General features: G+C 57.1%; 15 protein-coding genes. 11 read left to right on the top strand and 4 right to left on the bottom strand.

Going from position 1 to position 15352, the window contains the following annotated elements:
• Positions 1-193 precede the first annotated feature (193 nt).
• Both E4662_RS14145 and E4662_RS14140 read right to left on the bottom strand, forming a co-directional pair.
• Positions 194-1195, bottom strand: a complete 1002-nt coding sequence (locus E4662_RS14145; protein ID WP_136442245.1) for a hypothetical protein — start codon at positions 1193-1195, stop codon at positions 194-196.
• Positions 1196-1740: 545 nt separating this feature from the next.
• Positions 1741-2148, bottom strand: coding sequence for a MarR family winged helix-turn-helix transcriptional regulator (locus tag E4662_RS14140; protein ID WP_338113512.1), 408 nt, complete (start codon positions 2146-2148; stop codon positions 1741-1743).
• Between the two features lie 116 nt (positions 2149-2264).
• Here E4662_RS14140 and E4662_RS14135 point away from each other — a divergent pair, with 116 nt between their 5' ends.
• Genes E4662_RS14135 through E4662_RS14120 form a run of 4 tightly spaced genes read left to right on the top strand, consistent with a single transcriptional unit; the run spans position 2265 to position 4956 of the window.
• A complete protein-coding gene (locus E4662_RS14135; RefSeq protein WP_136442243.1) occupies positions 2265-2750 on the top strand; it encodes a CREC-EF hand family protein in 486 nt (161 codons plus the stop codon).
• Positions 2751-2779: 29 nt separating this feature from the next.
• Positions 2780-3331 carry a cytochrome b gene (locus E4662_RS14130; RefSeq protein ID WP_136442523.1) on the top strand — a complete coding sequence of 184 codons (552 nt, stop codon included), beginning with the start codon at positions 2780-2782 and terminating at the stop codon, positions 3329-3331.
• Entirely contained in the window at positions 3328-3774 is a 447-nt protein-coding gene (locus tag E4662_RS14125) for an anthrone oxygenase family protein (RefSeq protein WP_136442242.1), read from the top strand. Before E4662_RS14130 ends, E4662_RS14125 begins: the two co-directional genes overlap by 4 nt.
• A gap of 33 nt (positions 3775-3807) precedes the next feature.
• Complete coding sequence (locus tag E4662_RS14120; protein ID WP_136442241.1) at positions 3808-4956, top strand: ferredoxin--NADP reductase; 1149 nt, start codon at positions 3808-3810, stop codon at positions 4954-4956.
• Between the two features lie 212 nt (positions 4957-5168).
• Here E4662_RS14120 and E4662_RS14110 read toward each other — a convergent pair whose 3' ends face one another.
• On the bottom strand, positions 5169-6071 hold the full coding sequence (locus E4662_RS14110; RefSeq protein ID WP_136442522.1) for a LysR substrate-binding domain-containing protein: 903 nt from the start codon (positions 6069-6071) through the stop codon (positions 5169-5171).
• A 164-nt stretch (positions 6072-6235) separates the two neighbouring features.
• Between E4662_RS14110 and ugpB the strand changes: the two genes are divergently transcribed.
• The 7 genes from ugpB (at position 6236) to E4662_RS14075 (ending at position 14011) form a co-directional block, all read left to right on the top strand.
• Positions 6236-7534, top strand: a complete 1299-nt coding sequence (ugpB, locus tag E4662_RS14105) for a sn-glycerol-3-phosphate ABC transporter substrate-binding protein UgpB (protein WP_420819268.1) — start codon at positions 6236-6238, stop codon at positions 7532-7534.
• A gap of 75 nt (positions 7535-7609) precedes the next feature.
• Positions 7610-8491, top strand: coding sequence for a sn-glycerol-3-phosphate ABC transporter permease UgpA (ugpA, locus tag E4662_RS14100; protein ID WP_136442239.1), 882 nt, complete (start codon positions 7610-7612; stop codon positions 8489-8491).
• Positions 8491-9342: a sn-glycerol-3-phosphate ABC transporter permease UgpE gene (gene ugpE / locus E4662_RS14095; RefSeq protein ID WP_136442238.1), complete on the top strand. Its 852-nt coding sequence runs from the start codon at positions 8491-8493 to the stop codon at positions 9340-9342. The genes ugpA and ugpE overlap by 1 nt, the downstream gene beginning before the upstream one ends.
• A gap of 14 nt (positions 9343-9356) precedes the next feature.
• Complete coding sequence (locus E4662_RS14090; RefSeq protein WP_136442237.1) at positions 9357-10412, top strand: sn-glycerol-3-phosphate import ATP-binding protein UgpC; 1056 nt, start codon at positions 9357-9359, stop codon at positions 10410-10412.
• Positions 10409-11344, top strand: a complete 936-nt coding sequence (locus E4662_RS14085; protein ID WP_136442236.1) for a glycerophosphodiester phosphodiesterase family protein — start codon at positions 10409-10411, stop codon at positions 11342-11344. Before E4662_RS14090 ends, E4662_RS14085 begins: the two co-directional genes overlap by 4 nt.
• Before the next feature lie 33 nt (positions 11345-11377).
• Positions 11378-12292, top strand: coding sequence for an HAD-IIA family hydrolase (locus tag E4662_RS14080; RefSeq protein WP_136442235.1), 915 nt, complete (start codon positions 11378-11380; stop codon positions 12290-12292).
• Between the two features lie 69 nt (positions 12293-12361).
• Positions 12362-14011, top strand: coding sequence for a Na/Pi cotransporter family protein (locus E4662_RS14075; RefSeq protein WP_136442234.1), 1650 nt, complete (start codon positions 12362-12364; stop codon positions 14009-14011).
• Between the two features lie 781 nt (positions 14012-14792).
• Here E4662_RS14075 and E4662_RS14070 read toward each other — a convergent pair.
• Positions 14793-15233, bottom strand: a complete 441-nt coding sequence (locus E4662_RS14070) for an SRPBCC family protein (RefSeq protein WP_136442233.1) — start codon at positions 15231-15233, stop codon at positions 14793-14795.
• Between the last annotated feature and the right edge of the window lie 119 nt (positions 15234-15352).

The following is a 15352-nucleotide window of genomic DNA, read 5'->3' as shown; positions in this document are numbered from 1 at the left end:
TCTGGCCGTGTTCCGTAGAAAATCAGCGGCTTAGAGCTGCGCTTAGGCACGCCGCTCCCTGACAAACCGTCTGCTTCGCGCTCTCGGCGTTCCGGATTGGCGCTTGGCGGCACTGACGCAAGACCGTTCTCCTCACCCCAGGCGCGGAATCAAGGCCGCAGGCCGCCGCGCCCATCGCCGGGCCGGGACGCGGTCAGTCGGCCAATCTCGCCAGGTACTCAGCCGCCGCAGCGCTCATCGCCCGGTAGTCATGTCCAACCCCGTCAATGACGTCGATCTGCCAATGAAACGCCGTCTCGATCCGAGCCGCCTCATCCCGCGCGTGCTCGAAAAAGCTTTGCCCGCGATCCAGACGCCCCAGCCCCTGTAAGCGGTCAATGTGCGGTGTGTGCAGCAAAGTCCCGCCAGCCGCGTCGTCATTGTCGAGCGCCCCCAGCATCACCACCAGACGCGCACCAAACGCCCGGCTCAGATCCGCCTCTGTCAGGCCAGTCCCCTGCAGCCCGGTGGGCAAGGCCTGTGAAAAATCGGGAAATGTGTAGAACCCGGCGTTTGCGGCGATGATCACGCGCGCTTTGGATTGCGGGGCGAACAGCGCAAAGCGGTGCAGGATCTGTCCGCCAGCAGAGTGGCCAAAGACATCGTATGTGTCCTGCTCGGAGGCCGTTGCCTGAACCAGATGCTCAAACACGCGGTCAAAATCATCGAAAATCCAGTCCGCGCGCTGCGTCACCGCATCAAACCGAATGTCGGCATCCTCAAGCGTGATGGTTGTTGCGTTCTCGGACACGCGGGCAAAGCCGGGCTCATCGAACTGCAGGTTCGCGATTGTGCCGCCCATGTTGTATGCGGCGAAGTCATACTGCTCCTCAGGATACCCAAGCGCCGCCACCAATGCCCCCGAAGCACAGGCCGCCTCGATCCAGGCATCTCTGTAATCACCGCTATTGCGCCCTGCCCCGGGAAGGACAAGCAGGATTGGCGATGTCGACGAAAAGCCTGCAGGACGCGCGTAATGCACGGTAAGACCGGCCGCTCCAAGGTCCGGCATGTCGAACACGCCGACACCTGTCGGCAGGGTCTCGGGGCTCTCACCCAAAGCGTGATGGACCGCGGCAGTCCCGTCAAAGCAAGACGCGGCGTCCTGCCCAAGCGCAAAGTTCGGCGCGATCAAAAGCGCAAAGCCGAGAGCCATTGAGCAACCCAGGCGCCTTCCAAGTGTTTCGGGCACGGCGGCCTCCTTCTTGTCTGAATGGCTGCCAGAGCCTGATGTCCCTGGCCAAAAATCTGCTTTCGGGAAATTCGGTCAAGGCCCGGTTGTACTGCCGCTTGCAGAAGGCTTTCAAGGCTTCTTTGCCGGGACGAGACGCCCATGCTCTACGGCTTTGTTGGCAGTGACCTCTTGTCCTTTTCGGCTGCGGACCTTTGCAATCGCCCGGACACCGGCCTGCTTCTGGCCGTTTTTGCTTGCATCCACGCCCCTCAGGCTAAGCGTTGCATGGCCCGGTTCCAACCTATCGTCGCCCCTTGCACGATCCATCGCCGTTATGGACTGGCCACTCCAGCTCGGCAAAACTGCTCCCGGCCCCAACCTGCGGTCTGAACAACCCACGCTGCAGCCCGCCGAACCTGCCATTTGCTGCGACGGCAAAGCCGACAATCTGATGGTTGGCTGTTCGTACAGCAAGGACGAGCAATTTGCTTTCCGGTCTATCGGAAACCAAGAGTGTCGCTGATAAGCTACGAAGTCGCTTCCACCTCTTTGATCCTTCCAATGACGCGGCGCATGTAGCTCAGGAAAGCCTCGGTTTCTGCGTCAGAGAGGTCTGCGAGCACCTCTTCGTTGATCTGCGCAGCTGCCTTGTAGGCCTCGTCACGGATTGATCTCCCTTGATTGGTCAGATGGATCGTGCGTGCGCGTGCATCTGCCGGGTGCTCCTTACGGGTGATAAGCCCATCCCTCTCCATCCGCGTCAGCGTATTTGCAAGGGTCGCCTGTTCAATATCGACCAAAACAAGCAGTTCTTTCTGGGTCAGGCCATCCTTTTCCCACAATGCAAGCAGAGTCGGAAACTGGCCAGGCACAATGCCCAGTGGGGCGATACGCTTGCGAAGCACCTCCACAAGCAGGCGGGCCAGGTTGTTCACGAGGTATCCCGCTGAGTTCATGCGATCAAATTCCATAGCTCACAAATAGCATTGCATAGCAAACTATGTAATATTATATAGCTTGCTATTCAAATGGAATCAGAAGGAGTAATGAGATGAAGACGCTGACAGCGACCTGTGCGCTACTTCTGGCTCTTCCCGTTTCGGCGATTGCGCAATCAGAAGCGCCGACCCCGGGTCGACAACTGGCTGAAGTGATTTTCGGTTCGATTGAAGACAACCCGGAAGGCGCAGCCGACATGGGTGAGTTCGTCAAATTCGGCCAGGAAATCTTTGTTTCCATGGACTACGACGAGGATGGCTCCGTCGATCTGGGCGAATTCACGGATTGGGACTTCGGCTTCAACTTCATTGCTGAGGATGAAGCCCAAGAGCGCGCCTACGAGACAGCGCAGAAAACCCTGTTTGCGATTTGGGATCATGACGGAAACGGCGAGATTGGACGTCAAGAATACCACAAATCGATGATGTGGGATTTCAGGCGCGCCGACACCGACGATAACGCACTCCTGACCCGCGACGAGTTCCTGAGCGGCTACGTGGTCAATCTCGCCTACCGCGCAGCAATCACCGGCCGATAGGTATGACCCAAGACCCCGGAGGCAACATCATGAAGAGCTCCCCAACCCAATATGGATCGGTCGCAGTTGCAATTCACTGGCTGAGTGCGATCTTCATTCTTGCGATGCTCGGGTCCGGTTTTCGAGCAGCATCCATAACGGAAAGCCCGGCCAAGGAAGCAGTGTTGATGCTCCATGTGCCGCTCGGCGTAGTGATTTTGCTACTAACGCTCCTGCGCCTGTTCTGGTGGTGGCGCGTCGATCAGAAACCCCGACCGGTCGCGGGAGACCCAGCCTGGCAGACCCTGTCCGCAAAGGTCATCCATGTTCTGTTTTACGGTGTCATCCTGGGTATGGCGGCGAGCGGGATTGGGATCATCGTGCTTTCCGGGGCGGGAAGCATCCTGTTTGGCGATAGCGCAATACCTTTGCCTGACTTCTCTGAAGTCCTGCCACGTATCCCACATGGGCTTGGCGCACGGCTGATGGTGGCGCTCATTGTGCTCCATGCAGGTGCCGCGCTCTACCACCACTTCATCAAGAAAGACGGCCTGATCTGGCGCATGTGGTTCGCCCGTCGCGAAAACGGAGCCGGGTCATGATCAAGACAGCGTTCAACATTCTGACCATCTGTGGCGCTGCTGGTTTTGCAGGTGTCATGCTCAGTATCGGCGTCACGCTTGGCGGATATTGGCAAAGCCTTTCCACGCGGGAATTCCTCGACTGGTTCGCGGCCAACAACCAATTCGTCTCCCGTTCCATCCCGCTGATCTTCATGCCGACTTTGATCGGCCTGATCGGATCGGTTTGGCTGTATTGGGGCCAGCCAGAACTGAAGTACTGGCTACTCAGCGCGGCTTGTATCCTTGTGGTGGCCGTCCTGACTTTCGCGTTCTTCGTCCCAACCAACACAGCGTTTGCCAGCGGCACAATGGATGAAGCGACCGGCGCCGCGAAACTGAACCAATGGCTGACCGTCCACAATTTCCGGATCGGCTTTGGCATGGCCGCTGCCGTCGTCGGCTGCATCGCGATCAAAGCCTGACATTCCGCGTCTCATTCACAGGAGGACTTCCCTATGAAAACCCGCATTCACGCCATTGCAGGCGCTATCGGCCTGTTGATGATCCTACTCTTTTGGACCTCGACCATTGTGTCCGAACTCTTCGGCTCACATGAGACAATCGCCTCCGTTAAGGGCTGGATCCTGTCGGGCATGTTCATCCTGATACCCGCCATGGCCATCGTCGGTGGCTCGGGCATGTCACTGGGCAAAGGCCAGTCCGGGAAACTCGTATCCGCCAAACAAAAACGGATGCCGATCATCGCCGCCAACGGGCTTCTCATCCTGGTACCGATGGCGTTCATACTTGAATCCAAAGCCTCCGCCGGCACCTTCGATACGGTGTTCTACGCGCTGCAAGGTGTTGAATTGATCGCAGGGGCCACGAACCTCACGCTGATGGGGCTGAACATGCGGGATGGGCTGAAACTGACCGGTCGGACAAGCCCCGCCGCGACGGTCACGATCCTTGAACGCGAGAGGGTTGCAAATGACACGCTGGCCATCCGCTTGACGAAGCCCGCCGGGTTTTCATTCACGCCGGGACAGGCCATCCGGCTGACCATCCCCGCTGGTGCGTCCAACGGCGCAGGAGAAGCACGGGTCTTCTCCATCGCCAATGCGCCCCACGAGACCGACCTCCAAGTGGTGACCCGCCTGCGCGACAGCAGCAGCTTCAAGCAATCCTTGAAATCGATGCCGGGCGGCGCTGCGCTCCAGATCGCGGGACCGTTGGGCAGCTTCACGAAAGACACGAATTCCGCCCGCCCAACCGTGTTTCTGGCAGGCGGCATCGGCATCACGCCCTTCCTGTCCATGCTCCGCGACGCAGATCACAGAAACGGGCTCACCCAAACAACCCTGTTCTATTCCAACCGCAGCCCAGACGACTCCGCGATGTTGGCGGAACTGCAAGAGCTGGATGAGGCCAACTCGGAGTTTGAGCTTGTTGCCACGATGACAGAGTCCGACGCTGATACGACTTGGAAGGGAGAAACGGGATACATCGACGCCACAATGCTTGCCCGTCATTTGAGTGACGTCAAACGTCCGATCTACTACTGCGTCGGCCCCGGCAAGTTTGTCTCTGCAATGTCTGAGATGCTGAAATCGGCAGGTGTCGATGCCGCTCGCATCCGGGTTGAGCAGTTCGGTGGCTATTGAAGTCCATTCACACCGCGCGCTGCGCAATAGGTTTCTGCGCCTGCTCCGGCAACTGCCGTAGCGCAGCCCAAGCCAATGCCAGAAGCAGCACCCGTGACCACGACCTTTCCCCGGACAAGTCACAGGACGGGGTGCGCGTGGTCGGACGGTCAAATTTTCAGTCATTGGCGCACATTTACGGCCCCTTACGAGGTCACGTTGACTTCGGCCCGTCAGCGTTGCGTGGCGAGAAAAGGCTGTAGGCTGGCCATAAACGCATCGATGAAATCCAGAACGATGGGCGAGGTTGGGCCTGACGCGGGTTGAAGGATTGACAGTCGGTGGAAAATGTTTGGTCGAAACGGACGAATGACAATCCCGGAGGAGCGGAAGGCCTCGGCGTCGATTGCGCTGACAACGGCCGCTCCCAGGCCTTCCTTCACCATCGTACAGGCCGTTGTGAACTGTCTTACTTCGACCAGACTGTTAATCTCTTCACCGTACTCTGTAAAAGCCCGCGAGAGATGCTTGTAGAACTGGCTGTCTCGCCTTGTGTGGATCATACGTTCAGCCGCCAGGTCGTTCGGGGAAATCTCGTCTTTTGCGCCAAGCGGATGATCCTTGGGAAGGATACAGGCAGATTTAATGTATAGATCTTGGCTGTGCGTTGCCGGGTGGCCAAGAAACCCATCGGTAATGCCGCAATCATATTGCTCGCCGATGATCCACTCCAGAATTCTTTCCGGGCGGTCGGGTTCAAGTGACACCGTCACTCCCGGTCTTTCCTTCAGAAACTGCACGAGAACGCCCGGCAGGTGGTTGGTGGCAAAACCCGGCAGGCAGGCAACCCGAATGTGTCCTCTGGTGCGTTCGGTCAGATCGCGGCGGAGATCGTCAAGGTGATCAAGGCTATCAAGTATGCGCCGGACTTCTGCGAGCAGGTAACGCGAATCGCTTGTCGGCTCGAGTCCCCCCCGGCTGCGCGTAAAGAGTTCAAATCCAACGGATGCCGAAAAGTCTGAGAGCAATCGGCTCACCGCAGGTTGCGAAACATCCAATCTTTCCGCGGCCTTTGTTACACTCCCCGTCTCGGCAACAGCATGAAACGCTTCGAGTTGTCTTAGCTTAAACTTCAATAGCTTAGCTCCTTGTAGCGTTTTCCCGAGCATTGACTGACTTCCACCATCGCATAACAAAACATTATAATGAATGTCCATAAAAATTAACTTGAATTATTTTGCGCTTTCTCGAATGCTGCCTTTCACAATGTTTGAATCCTGACAGGGAGGAAGGGATGACAATGAAGAAAATGCTCCTCGCGGGCACGGCTGCCTTTGCTGTTTCAGCAAGCGCCGCTGCGGCACAAACCGAAATCAGCTGGTGGCACGCCATGGGCGGCACCAATGGTGAACGGGTCAACAAAATCGCTGCTGATTTTAACGCAAGCCAAAGCGACTACGCCGTCGTACCGACCTACAAAGGTAACTATACCGAAACGATGACCGCTGCCGTCGCCGCGTTCCGCGCAGGCGAACAACCGCATCTGGTGCAGGTGTTTGAGGTTGGCACAGCCACCATGATGGCAGCCAAGGGCGCCATTTATCCGATTGAACAGATGATGGCAGATGCCGGTGAACCCTTTGACGGTTCCGACTACCTTCCTGCGGTTGTGTCCTACTATCAGACGCCCGAAGGTGAATTGCTGTCGATGCCATTCAACAGCTCGACCCCGGTTCTGTGGTACAACGCCGACGCTCTGGAAGCGGCAGGCGCGGCTGTCCCGGAAACATGGGACGATGTTAAAGCAGCGGCACAGGCGCTTGTCGATAATGGCATGGAATGTGGTTTCTCGTTCGGTTGGCAAAGCTGGGTGATGATCGAGAACTTCTCGGCGTGGCACAACATGGAGATGGGAACCAAGGAAAACGGCTTTGCCGGCTTCGATACCGAGTTCACATTCAACAATGACAAGGTTGCCGCACGTCTTCAGGACATCGCAGACATGCAGGGCGACAAACTGTTTGTCTATGGTGGTCGCCGTGGCGACTCGCTGCCCATGTTCACCAATGGTGAATGCGGCATGTGGATGAACTCTTCGGCCTATTACGGTTCAATCAAGTCTCAGGCGAAGTTCAACTTCGGTCAGACTATGCTGCCGCTTGATACCACTCTTGCTGACGCTCCGCAGAACTCGATCATCGGCGGTGCAACGCTTTGGGCCCTGCAGGGCCACGAAAGCGACGAGTACAAAGGTTTGGCCAAGTTCATGACCTATCTGTCCTCGGCCGAAGTGCAGGCATGGTGGCACCAGGAAACCGGCTATGTTCCGATCACCACCGCTGCAGGTGAACTGAGCGCCGAGCAGGGGTTTTATGAAACGAACCCGGGCACGGATACTGCCATCAAGCAGCTGAGCCTCAACACGCCTACGCCGAGCTCGCGAGGACTTCGTTTTGGCAACTTCGTTCAGATCCGTGACGTGATCAACGAAGAGATGGAAGCTCTGTGGGCTGGCAACATCTCTGCGGCCGAAGCTCTGGACAACGCCGCCGAACGCGGCAACGCCCTGCTGCGCAAGTTCGAGCGTACAGCAAAATAAACTCTCCCGCGCTGGCGGTTCCCTACGCGGAGCTGCCAGTTCGTTTCCGCTCTCCAAACAAATTGCGATGTTCAAATGCTAAAGCGCGTCCATTTTCCGACGTCTCTGCTGCCTTATCTTCTTGTGGCGCCGCAGGTGATCATTACGCTGGTCTTTTTTGTCTGGCCGGCCAGCCAAGCTGTCTACCAGTCCTTCTTGATCGAAGACGCGTTTGGAATTTCGACTGAATTTGTCTGGTTCGAAAACTTCACCTATCTCGCTGGTGACGAACAATATCTTGGCAGTTTTGGCCGCACGATCTTTTTCTCGGTTTGCGTTGCTGTCTTGTCTATGTCTGCAGCGCTTGTGCTGGCAGGTTTCGCGGACCGCATCGTTCGGGGGGCAACGACCTATCGCACCTTGCTGATCTGGCCATATGCTGTTGCGCCGGTTCTGGCGGGTGCGCTCTGGGTGTTTATGTTCAACCCAACCCTGGGGATTTTCCCCTATATTCTTGAGTTTGTCGGTGTCGACTGGAACCATTACCTCAACGGATCTCAGGCTATGGCGCTGGTTGTCTTTGCCGCGGCTTGGAAACAGATCGCCTATAACTTCTTGTTCTATCTTGCCGCGATGCAGTCGATCCCACGGTCGCTGATCGAAGCTGCTGCAATTGACGGGGCGGGTCCGATACGCCGCTTCTGGGATCACATATTCCCACTGGTGTCGCCCACCACCTTCTTCCTGCTGGTCATCAACGCGGTCTACGCCTTCTTCGATACGTTCGGCATCATCCACGCCGTGACCCAAGGCGGTCCCGCAAACGCGACAACGATCCTTGTCTACAAAGTTTACAACGATGGTTTTGTCGGTCTCGACCTCGGTGGATCTGCGGCACAGTCGGTGATCCTGATGGTCCTCGTCATTGCCATGACCGTCGTTCAGTTCCGCTATGTTGAAAGAAAGGTGGAATACTGATGATCGAGAACCGCCCAATCCTCAACATGGTCAGCCATGCAGTGCTGATTTTCGGTGTCATCATCGTCGCCCTGCCGATCTGGATCACCTTCGTTGCATCGACCCATGATCCGGTCCGCATGACACAGGCGCCGATCCCGATGCTGCCCGGTGGCTATTTCTGGGAGAATTTCAAACAGACGCTATTCGGCGGCGGCCTTTCGGGCACTGAAAGTGCACCGGTCTGGCGCATGCTGATTAACTCTCTGATGATGGCGCTGATGATCTCATTCGGCAAAATCGCGATTTCGCTCTTGTCCGCCTTTGCCATCGTCTACTTCAAGTTCCCGTTCCGCATGGGCTTTTTCTGGTTGATTTTCATCACCCTGATGTTGCCGGTCGAAGTGCGCATCCTGCCGACGTTCGAAGTGGTGGCGGATCTGGGCATGCTCAACAGCTATTGGGGCCTGTCGATCCCGCTGATTGCGTCGGCCACGGCGACGTTCATGTTCCGTCAGGTGTTTCTGACCATTCCTGACGAGATGCTTGAAAGCGCGCGTATCGACGGCGCTGGTCCCTTGCGGTTCTTCTGGGACATTCTAATCCCGCTGAGCCGGACCAATATCGCGGCACTCTTCGTGATCCTCTTTATCTATGGCTGGAACCAGTATCTCTGGCCGCTTCTGATCACGACCGAAACCGACATGACCACCATCGTTATGAGCATCAAGCAGATGCTTGAGGCTGCGGAGCAATCGCCACAGTGGAACATCATCATGATGACCGCACTGCTGGCCATGATCCCGCCGGTCTTCGTGGTGGTCGCAATGCAACGGCTCTTTGTGCAGGGCCTGACTGAAACAGATAAATAAACGGGGCGCACAAAATGGCATCCATCACTATGACAGACCTCGTGAAAGCCTATGGCGATGTCGAGGTGCTGCACCACATCGAAGGTGACATCCATGACGGTGAGTTCGTCGTCATCGTTGGGCCTTCGGGCTGCGGCAAGTCCACGCTGCTGCGTATGGTTGCGGGGCTGGAAAGGGTTACATCCGGCGACATCAGTATCGGAGACAAGGTGGTCAATGACCTGGAACCCGCTGACCGCGACATCGCAATGGTGTTCCAGAACTACGCGCTCTACCCGCATATGTCGGTTCGCGAGAACATGGCGTATGGTCTGAAAATCCGGAAATTCGCAAAAGATGAGATCGACCGGCGCGTGCAGGAAGCCGCGGACATTCTGGAGATCGGGCAATATCTGGACCGCAAGCCGCGCCAGCTTTCGGGTGGCCAGCGGCAGCGTGTTGCAATGGGGCGCGCGATTGTGCGCAACCCGCAGGTATTCCTGTTTGACGAACCCTTGTCGAACCTCGACGCGAAGCTGCGCGTGCAGATGCGGCTTGAGATCCGCAAGCTGCAAAAACGACTGGGCGTGACCTCGATCTATGTGACCCACGATCAGGTCGAAGCGATGACCCTCGGCGACCGGCTCATGGTGCTGAACGGAGGTTATGTCGAACAGTTCGGCACCCCGATCGAGCTTTACGATCGTCCCGCGACTTTGTTTGTGGCTGGTTTTATCGGCAGTCCGTCGATGAATTTCCTGCCTGCGACCGCGAATAGCGGAACCCTGACACTTGGCAATGGTGCAACGGTGTCCGGTGCAGCTCATGCCAGCGGATCGGTCACTCTGGGCATTCGTCCCGAACATCTTGTGCGCGATGAAAACGGACCTGTCCGCATCTCGGCCCAGATGTTCGAGCAACTGGGCGCCAACACGCTTGTGCATGGTGTTCTAGAAGGGACCGACACCGATGTGGTCGCCAGCCTGCCCGGTCATGTCACCGCAGAAGCGGGTTCCGTGATGAGCTTCAAGGCGTCCGCAAGCGATTTGCACATTTTCGATTCCACTTCGGGTAAACGGATCGAAGAATGACGGATTTCCCTCAACTCGACGGTTTTCGCGGTGCACCGGGTGTCGTTCGCCTGATCGGCCACCGGGGGGCCCGTGGCGTGATGCCGGAAAATACGATGGAAGGGTTTGCCTTTACTCTGAAGGTCGGGGTGCGGGCGATGGAGTTCGATGTCGTTCTGACGCGCGACCGAACTCCGATCATTACGCATAATCACCATCTGCTGAATGCTGCAACGCGGGGATCCGATGGGAACTGGTTGACAGGTGCCGAATTGAAGGTCTCGGACCTTTCCCTGACCGAAGTAAAGCAGTTCGACGTTGGCGGGCTCGATGGGAGCACGGTGTACGGCAAACGTTTTCCGGACCAGGTTTTCATGTCGGGTGTCCAGGTCCCCTGCCTCGCCGAGCTGCTGGATTTCGCACTTCAGCCGGAAGGTCGGGACCTCCTGCTGTTGCTTGAGATGAAATCGGAACCAGCCTTGCCGGATCAGCGCGGCAACCCCCTCGAGATCGTGCATGAAGTCATCGAGGAAGTGCGCTCCAGAGGGTTGGAGCAGCGCACCATCCTGCACAGTTTTGACTGGTCACTTCTTGAAGAATGCGCCCGTTTGGCCTGTGACATCCCACGATCATACCTGTCGCAACTGCCTGAAAATGACGATGATCCCGGCGAGGATTCCCAAAAGTCCGTCGCCCCTGATTTTGATGTGCTGGGTGTTTCAATCCCTCAGGCTGTCGCCAATGCAGGCGGCAGCCTGTGGTGCCCGTATTTCATGGATGTCACGCCGGAACTTGTGGCCGAGGCCCATGAGCTGGGGCTTTTGGTGGAAACCTGGACCGTGAATGAGACGGACGACATCAACGCCATGATCGACGCGGGTGTGGATGGGATCATCACGGACTATCCGGGCCGGGCTCAGCGGATTTTATTGTCGCGTGGACTGACCTGGTAAGGCTACCCGTTCCCGTTAGGAGCCAAGAGCATAATGTATTCTCACGACGCGCAAATCGGGCCGGAATGGGCCTTTGAGCGTTACGAAACGATCCGTCCCCGACTGCCACAGGCCGACTTTGACGGAACACCCGGTCATGCGGCAAATCTGGCCGAGGTTGCGGCACATTTTGATGGGTTCATTCTGGATGCGTTTGGCGTGCTCAACCGTGGGGAAACGGCCATCGAAGGCGCCGTTGACCGCATGGAGCAGCTGCGCGCGATGGGCAAAAAGCTGATCGTTCTGACCAACGCGGCCAGCTATACGCGATCCCAGATCCTCGCCAAATATCACCGGCTTGGGTTTGATTTTCAGCCCGACGAAGTCATTTCCAGCCGCGATCTCGCTCTTGCGAACTTGCCGCCTTTGGCGTCGGGCCTGCTTTGGGCCGCCGGGGCCGCGGCAGATGACAGGTTCGACGACACACCGCACACGTTCGGGCAATTGCTGGACGATCCCGATCTGTACCAAACCGCAGGCGGGTTCCTGTTGCTCTCCAGTATCCGGTGGACGGATCAGGACACCCAACGCCTGATCGCTGCGCTGCGCGAAAATCCCAGACCCGTTGTGGTTGCCAATCCGGACCTCGTCGCCCCGCGTGAGGAGGGTCTGACCATCGAACCGGGTACTTTTGCGCATGCGCTGATGGATGCGACCTCCGTGACCCCTCTCTTTTTCGGCAAACCCTATCTGGACGCGTTCGAGGCCGCGATTGCCAAAATGCCGGGCATACCGCGCCGCCGCATCGCGATGGTTGGCGACACCCTGCACACCGACATTCTTGGGGGTGCGGCTTCGGGCGTCGGTTCGGTCCTGATTACGGATCACGGGCTTTTTCGTGGGCTGGACGTTCAGCAATTCATTGAGCGGTCAGGAATCCGACCGACATGGATCGTTCCTACAACTTAAAATTTGCCAAATTCGGTGCCCCTGCATTTGCCAATGGGCGCTCGAACTCAAATGGAGGCGTAAACAGAATTGATCGAGTTTCTGATCAACATCGCGGGTGCCGCGGCCTTGCTGATCTGGGCGGTTCGGTTGGTTCGAACCGGTGTGGAACGTGCGTTTATGGTCCAGTTGCGTCTTTGGTTAAGACGATCCGCGCATAACCGGCTACTCGCCGCAGGTACGGGAATGGCGTCTGCCATGATGCTGCAAAGCTCTACTGCGGTCGCCATTCTGGTGTCCAATTTTGCCGCCACCGGTGCCGTCACCACGGCCGTTGGGCTCGCGATTTTGCTGGGCGCCGATCTAGGTTCAGCCGTCGTTGCCCAGGTATTATTGGTGCGGCAAACCTGGTTGATCCCCGTTTTGTTGGTCAGCGGTGTAGCCTTGTTCCTACGCGGCCGCGCGCGACGTGTTCGGCAAAGCGGGCGTATCCTTATTGGGCTGGCGTTGATCTTCGTCTCGCTCGACATGCTTCGGGCAGCCACTTCTCCGCTTTTGGAAAGCGAAGGTGCGCTAAATGTCCTCAGTTATCTTGAAACGGACCTGTTTGCGGCTTTTGCATTGGGAGCGTTCTTTGCGTGGCTGGTGCATTCCAGTGTCGCGGCAGTGCTATTCTTCGTCACGATGGTCTCACAGGGTGCACTTCCGGCGCCTGCAGCAATGGCAATGGTACTTGGGGCCAATCTGGGCGGGTCCATGATTGCCTATGTGCTCACCTTTACTGCACCTCCCGAAACGCGACGGATGGTTGTTGCCAACCTCGTGCTGCGCGGCGGCGGTGCTGCGCTTCTTCTGGTCGCCCTTGGCACGTTTTCTACACATCTGACCTGGCTCGGACCAACAGGAGCAACCCAAGCCATCAACCTGCACATGGCTTTCAATGCACTTCTATGTGTTGTCGCCCTGCCCTTTGTCGCGCAAATCACCAGAATTTCCGAAAGCTTTGTGGCTGACAAAAGCACGGAAGACGCAAACCAGATACCATCTGCCCTTGACCCTGGTGCATTGGACGTCCCGACCCGAGCGTTATTCTGCGCTTCGCGTGAGATTATTCGGATAGGAGAGCGGATCGAGGCGATGCTGATCCGTTCCAGCGGGCTCTATGATGCCTGGGACGATGCCGCCGCTGCGCAAACACGCGCCAGCGACGCGGCCGTGCGTCAGGCTCATCAAGAGATCAAATTGTATCTCGCGGATCTGAACCGCCGCGAACTGGATGAGGGCGTGGTGAAAGGTGCGATGAATCTGTCCCTCCTCGCCGCCGGGCTGGAAGCCGCGTCTGATCTGCTTGTGCGCAACTTGCTAAGCCTCGCGCAACGACTGGAGCTTGAGGGGCTGAGCTTCTCACCCGATGGGCGAAAGGAAATCGGTGACTTTCACGATCGTGTTTTGGCCAACGTTCAACTTTCGCTGAATGTCATGATGAAGGAAAACCCTGATGACGCCCGTGAACTGGTCGCCCAGAAAGAAAATATGCGCGGGTTGGAGCAGTCTCTACAGCGAAGGCACCTAGGGCGATTGCGAGAAGGCCTCGCCGAAAGCATCGAAACCAGCACTATTCATCAAGAAACGCTCCGTGTTTTGAAACAGGTGAACACAGCATTTGCGATGGCTGGTTATCCTATCCTGACTGAGACCGGCGACCTCCTGTCGAGCAGGCTTTCTGAAAGCGGAAAATGAAGAGCGATGAATACTGATGTTTCAGCACAGTGCGTTGGTGGCTTTCAAATGTGTTTGGTGAAACGAGATCCAAGAAACCGTCCCATTGGTCATACGCTGCATGGCAAATGAAGGCACGTGACGACTGCGAAGGTCCAAATTTCAAGATCGAGAACGCCCCGCGTTTTTCAGTTGGTGTGACGCGAAGCGGATCCCGCGCATGGGCTGTCGGGCTGTACTGCTGGCCAGTTCAAGAAAGCCGTGACCCAAAAGATCGAGCTGCCGTTTACCGCCAGCTTGGGGTTGGTCACGCGGTTTCACAACCTTAGAGAAAATGGATCGACGCCAAAGCCAACTCTAGGATAGCCCACAGACGAGGTCTACAAAGAGCCCTAAGAGTGCCCAGTGCGGGTTCGGACAAAGCAGGCTCAAATGGCCTTGAGCGGCCGTTCATCTCACCCCAGGCGCGGAGCCAAGGCCGCAGGCCGCCGCGCCCATCGACGGGCCGTCCCCGCGGCACGGCGATTGAGTTGGAGTAGCGAGCCGCATAAGCCTTGCGCGCCAGTGGCTGGGATAAATCGAGGGGATAAACGGTTGCATCGCCGCACCACGGCCCGTCGATAGGCGCGGCTTGTGCTCTAACCTTGAAGTCCCGGATCAAGCCCGGGAAGAGGTGAATTCAATGACTGCTCAAGGCCAATTTCGATAACGGAACTGCTAACGGCCAGCGACCGCTTCGCCCCGCGAAGCCGACATTCAAGTCCCGCAATGACGCAACATCCTTCAAGTGACGTAGACGGGGTCAAACACTTTCCGCCTGCTCCTTCAGTCCGGAGAGCAACCCGCGCATACCTCGCCGATATGCTTTCTCGACAAATGTCTTGTCCAAGAGACGTCCCAAAACACCGTACTTCAAGGAGTAGTTCGGAGACACCGAAACGTCAGTCCTCTGGCCGTAAGCTGTCAACGTGAACGCGATATCCGCAGAGCGAAATAGCAGCGTCGAGCGGGTAATGCGGAAGGTGATGCTGCGTTTCGGTTCAAATTTGACGACTTCCTCGTCAAGGTTTTGCCGACCGTCAATATCGCAGTAGCGCGTCGCCCCCACGCCGACGACATCGTTTGTGGCTTTCGAGCCGATCAGACCGGGGTTCCAACTTGCTATGGACCCGACGTCGGCAAGTATGGCCCAAACTTGATGGACGGGGGCGTCGATTTCGATGGTTTCGGTGAAGGTGGTCATGGAAGTCTCTTTCTGATTATTGGTTTTCCCTGAACCCCTTACTGACGCCGCCGAAAAGCAAAGTGCATGACTTGTTCTGCACGCGATTTGATGAAACACGCGGAAATGGTAGGTTGCCG

This window comes from Pacificoceanicola onchidii (genome assembly GCF_004804335.1).
Classification (GTDB): Bacteria; Pseudomonadota; Alphaproteobacteria; order Rhodobacterales; family Rhodobacteraceae; genus Pacificoceanicola; species Pacificoceanicola onchidii.
Note: the sequence above shows the minus strand (reverse complement) of the source record. Positions and strands in the feature narration are given on the sequence as shown.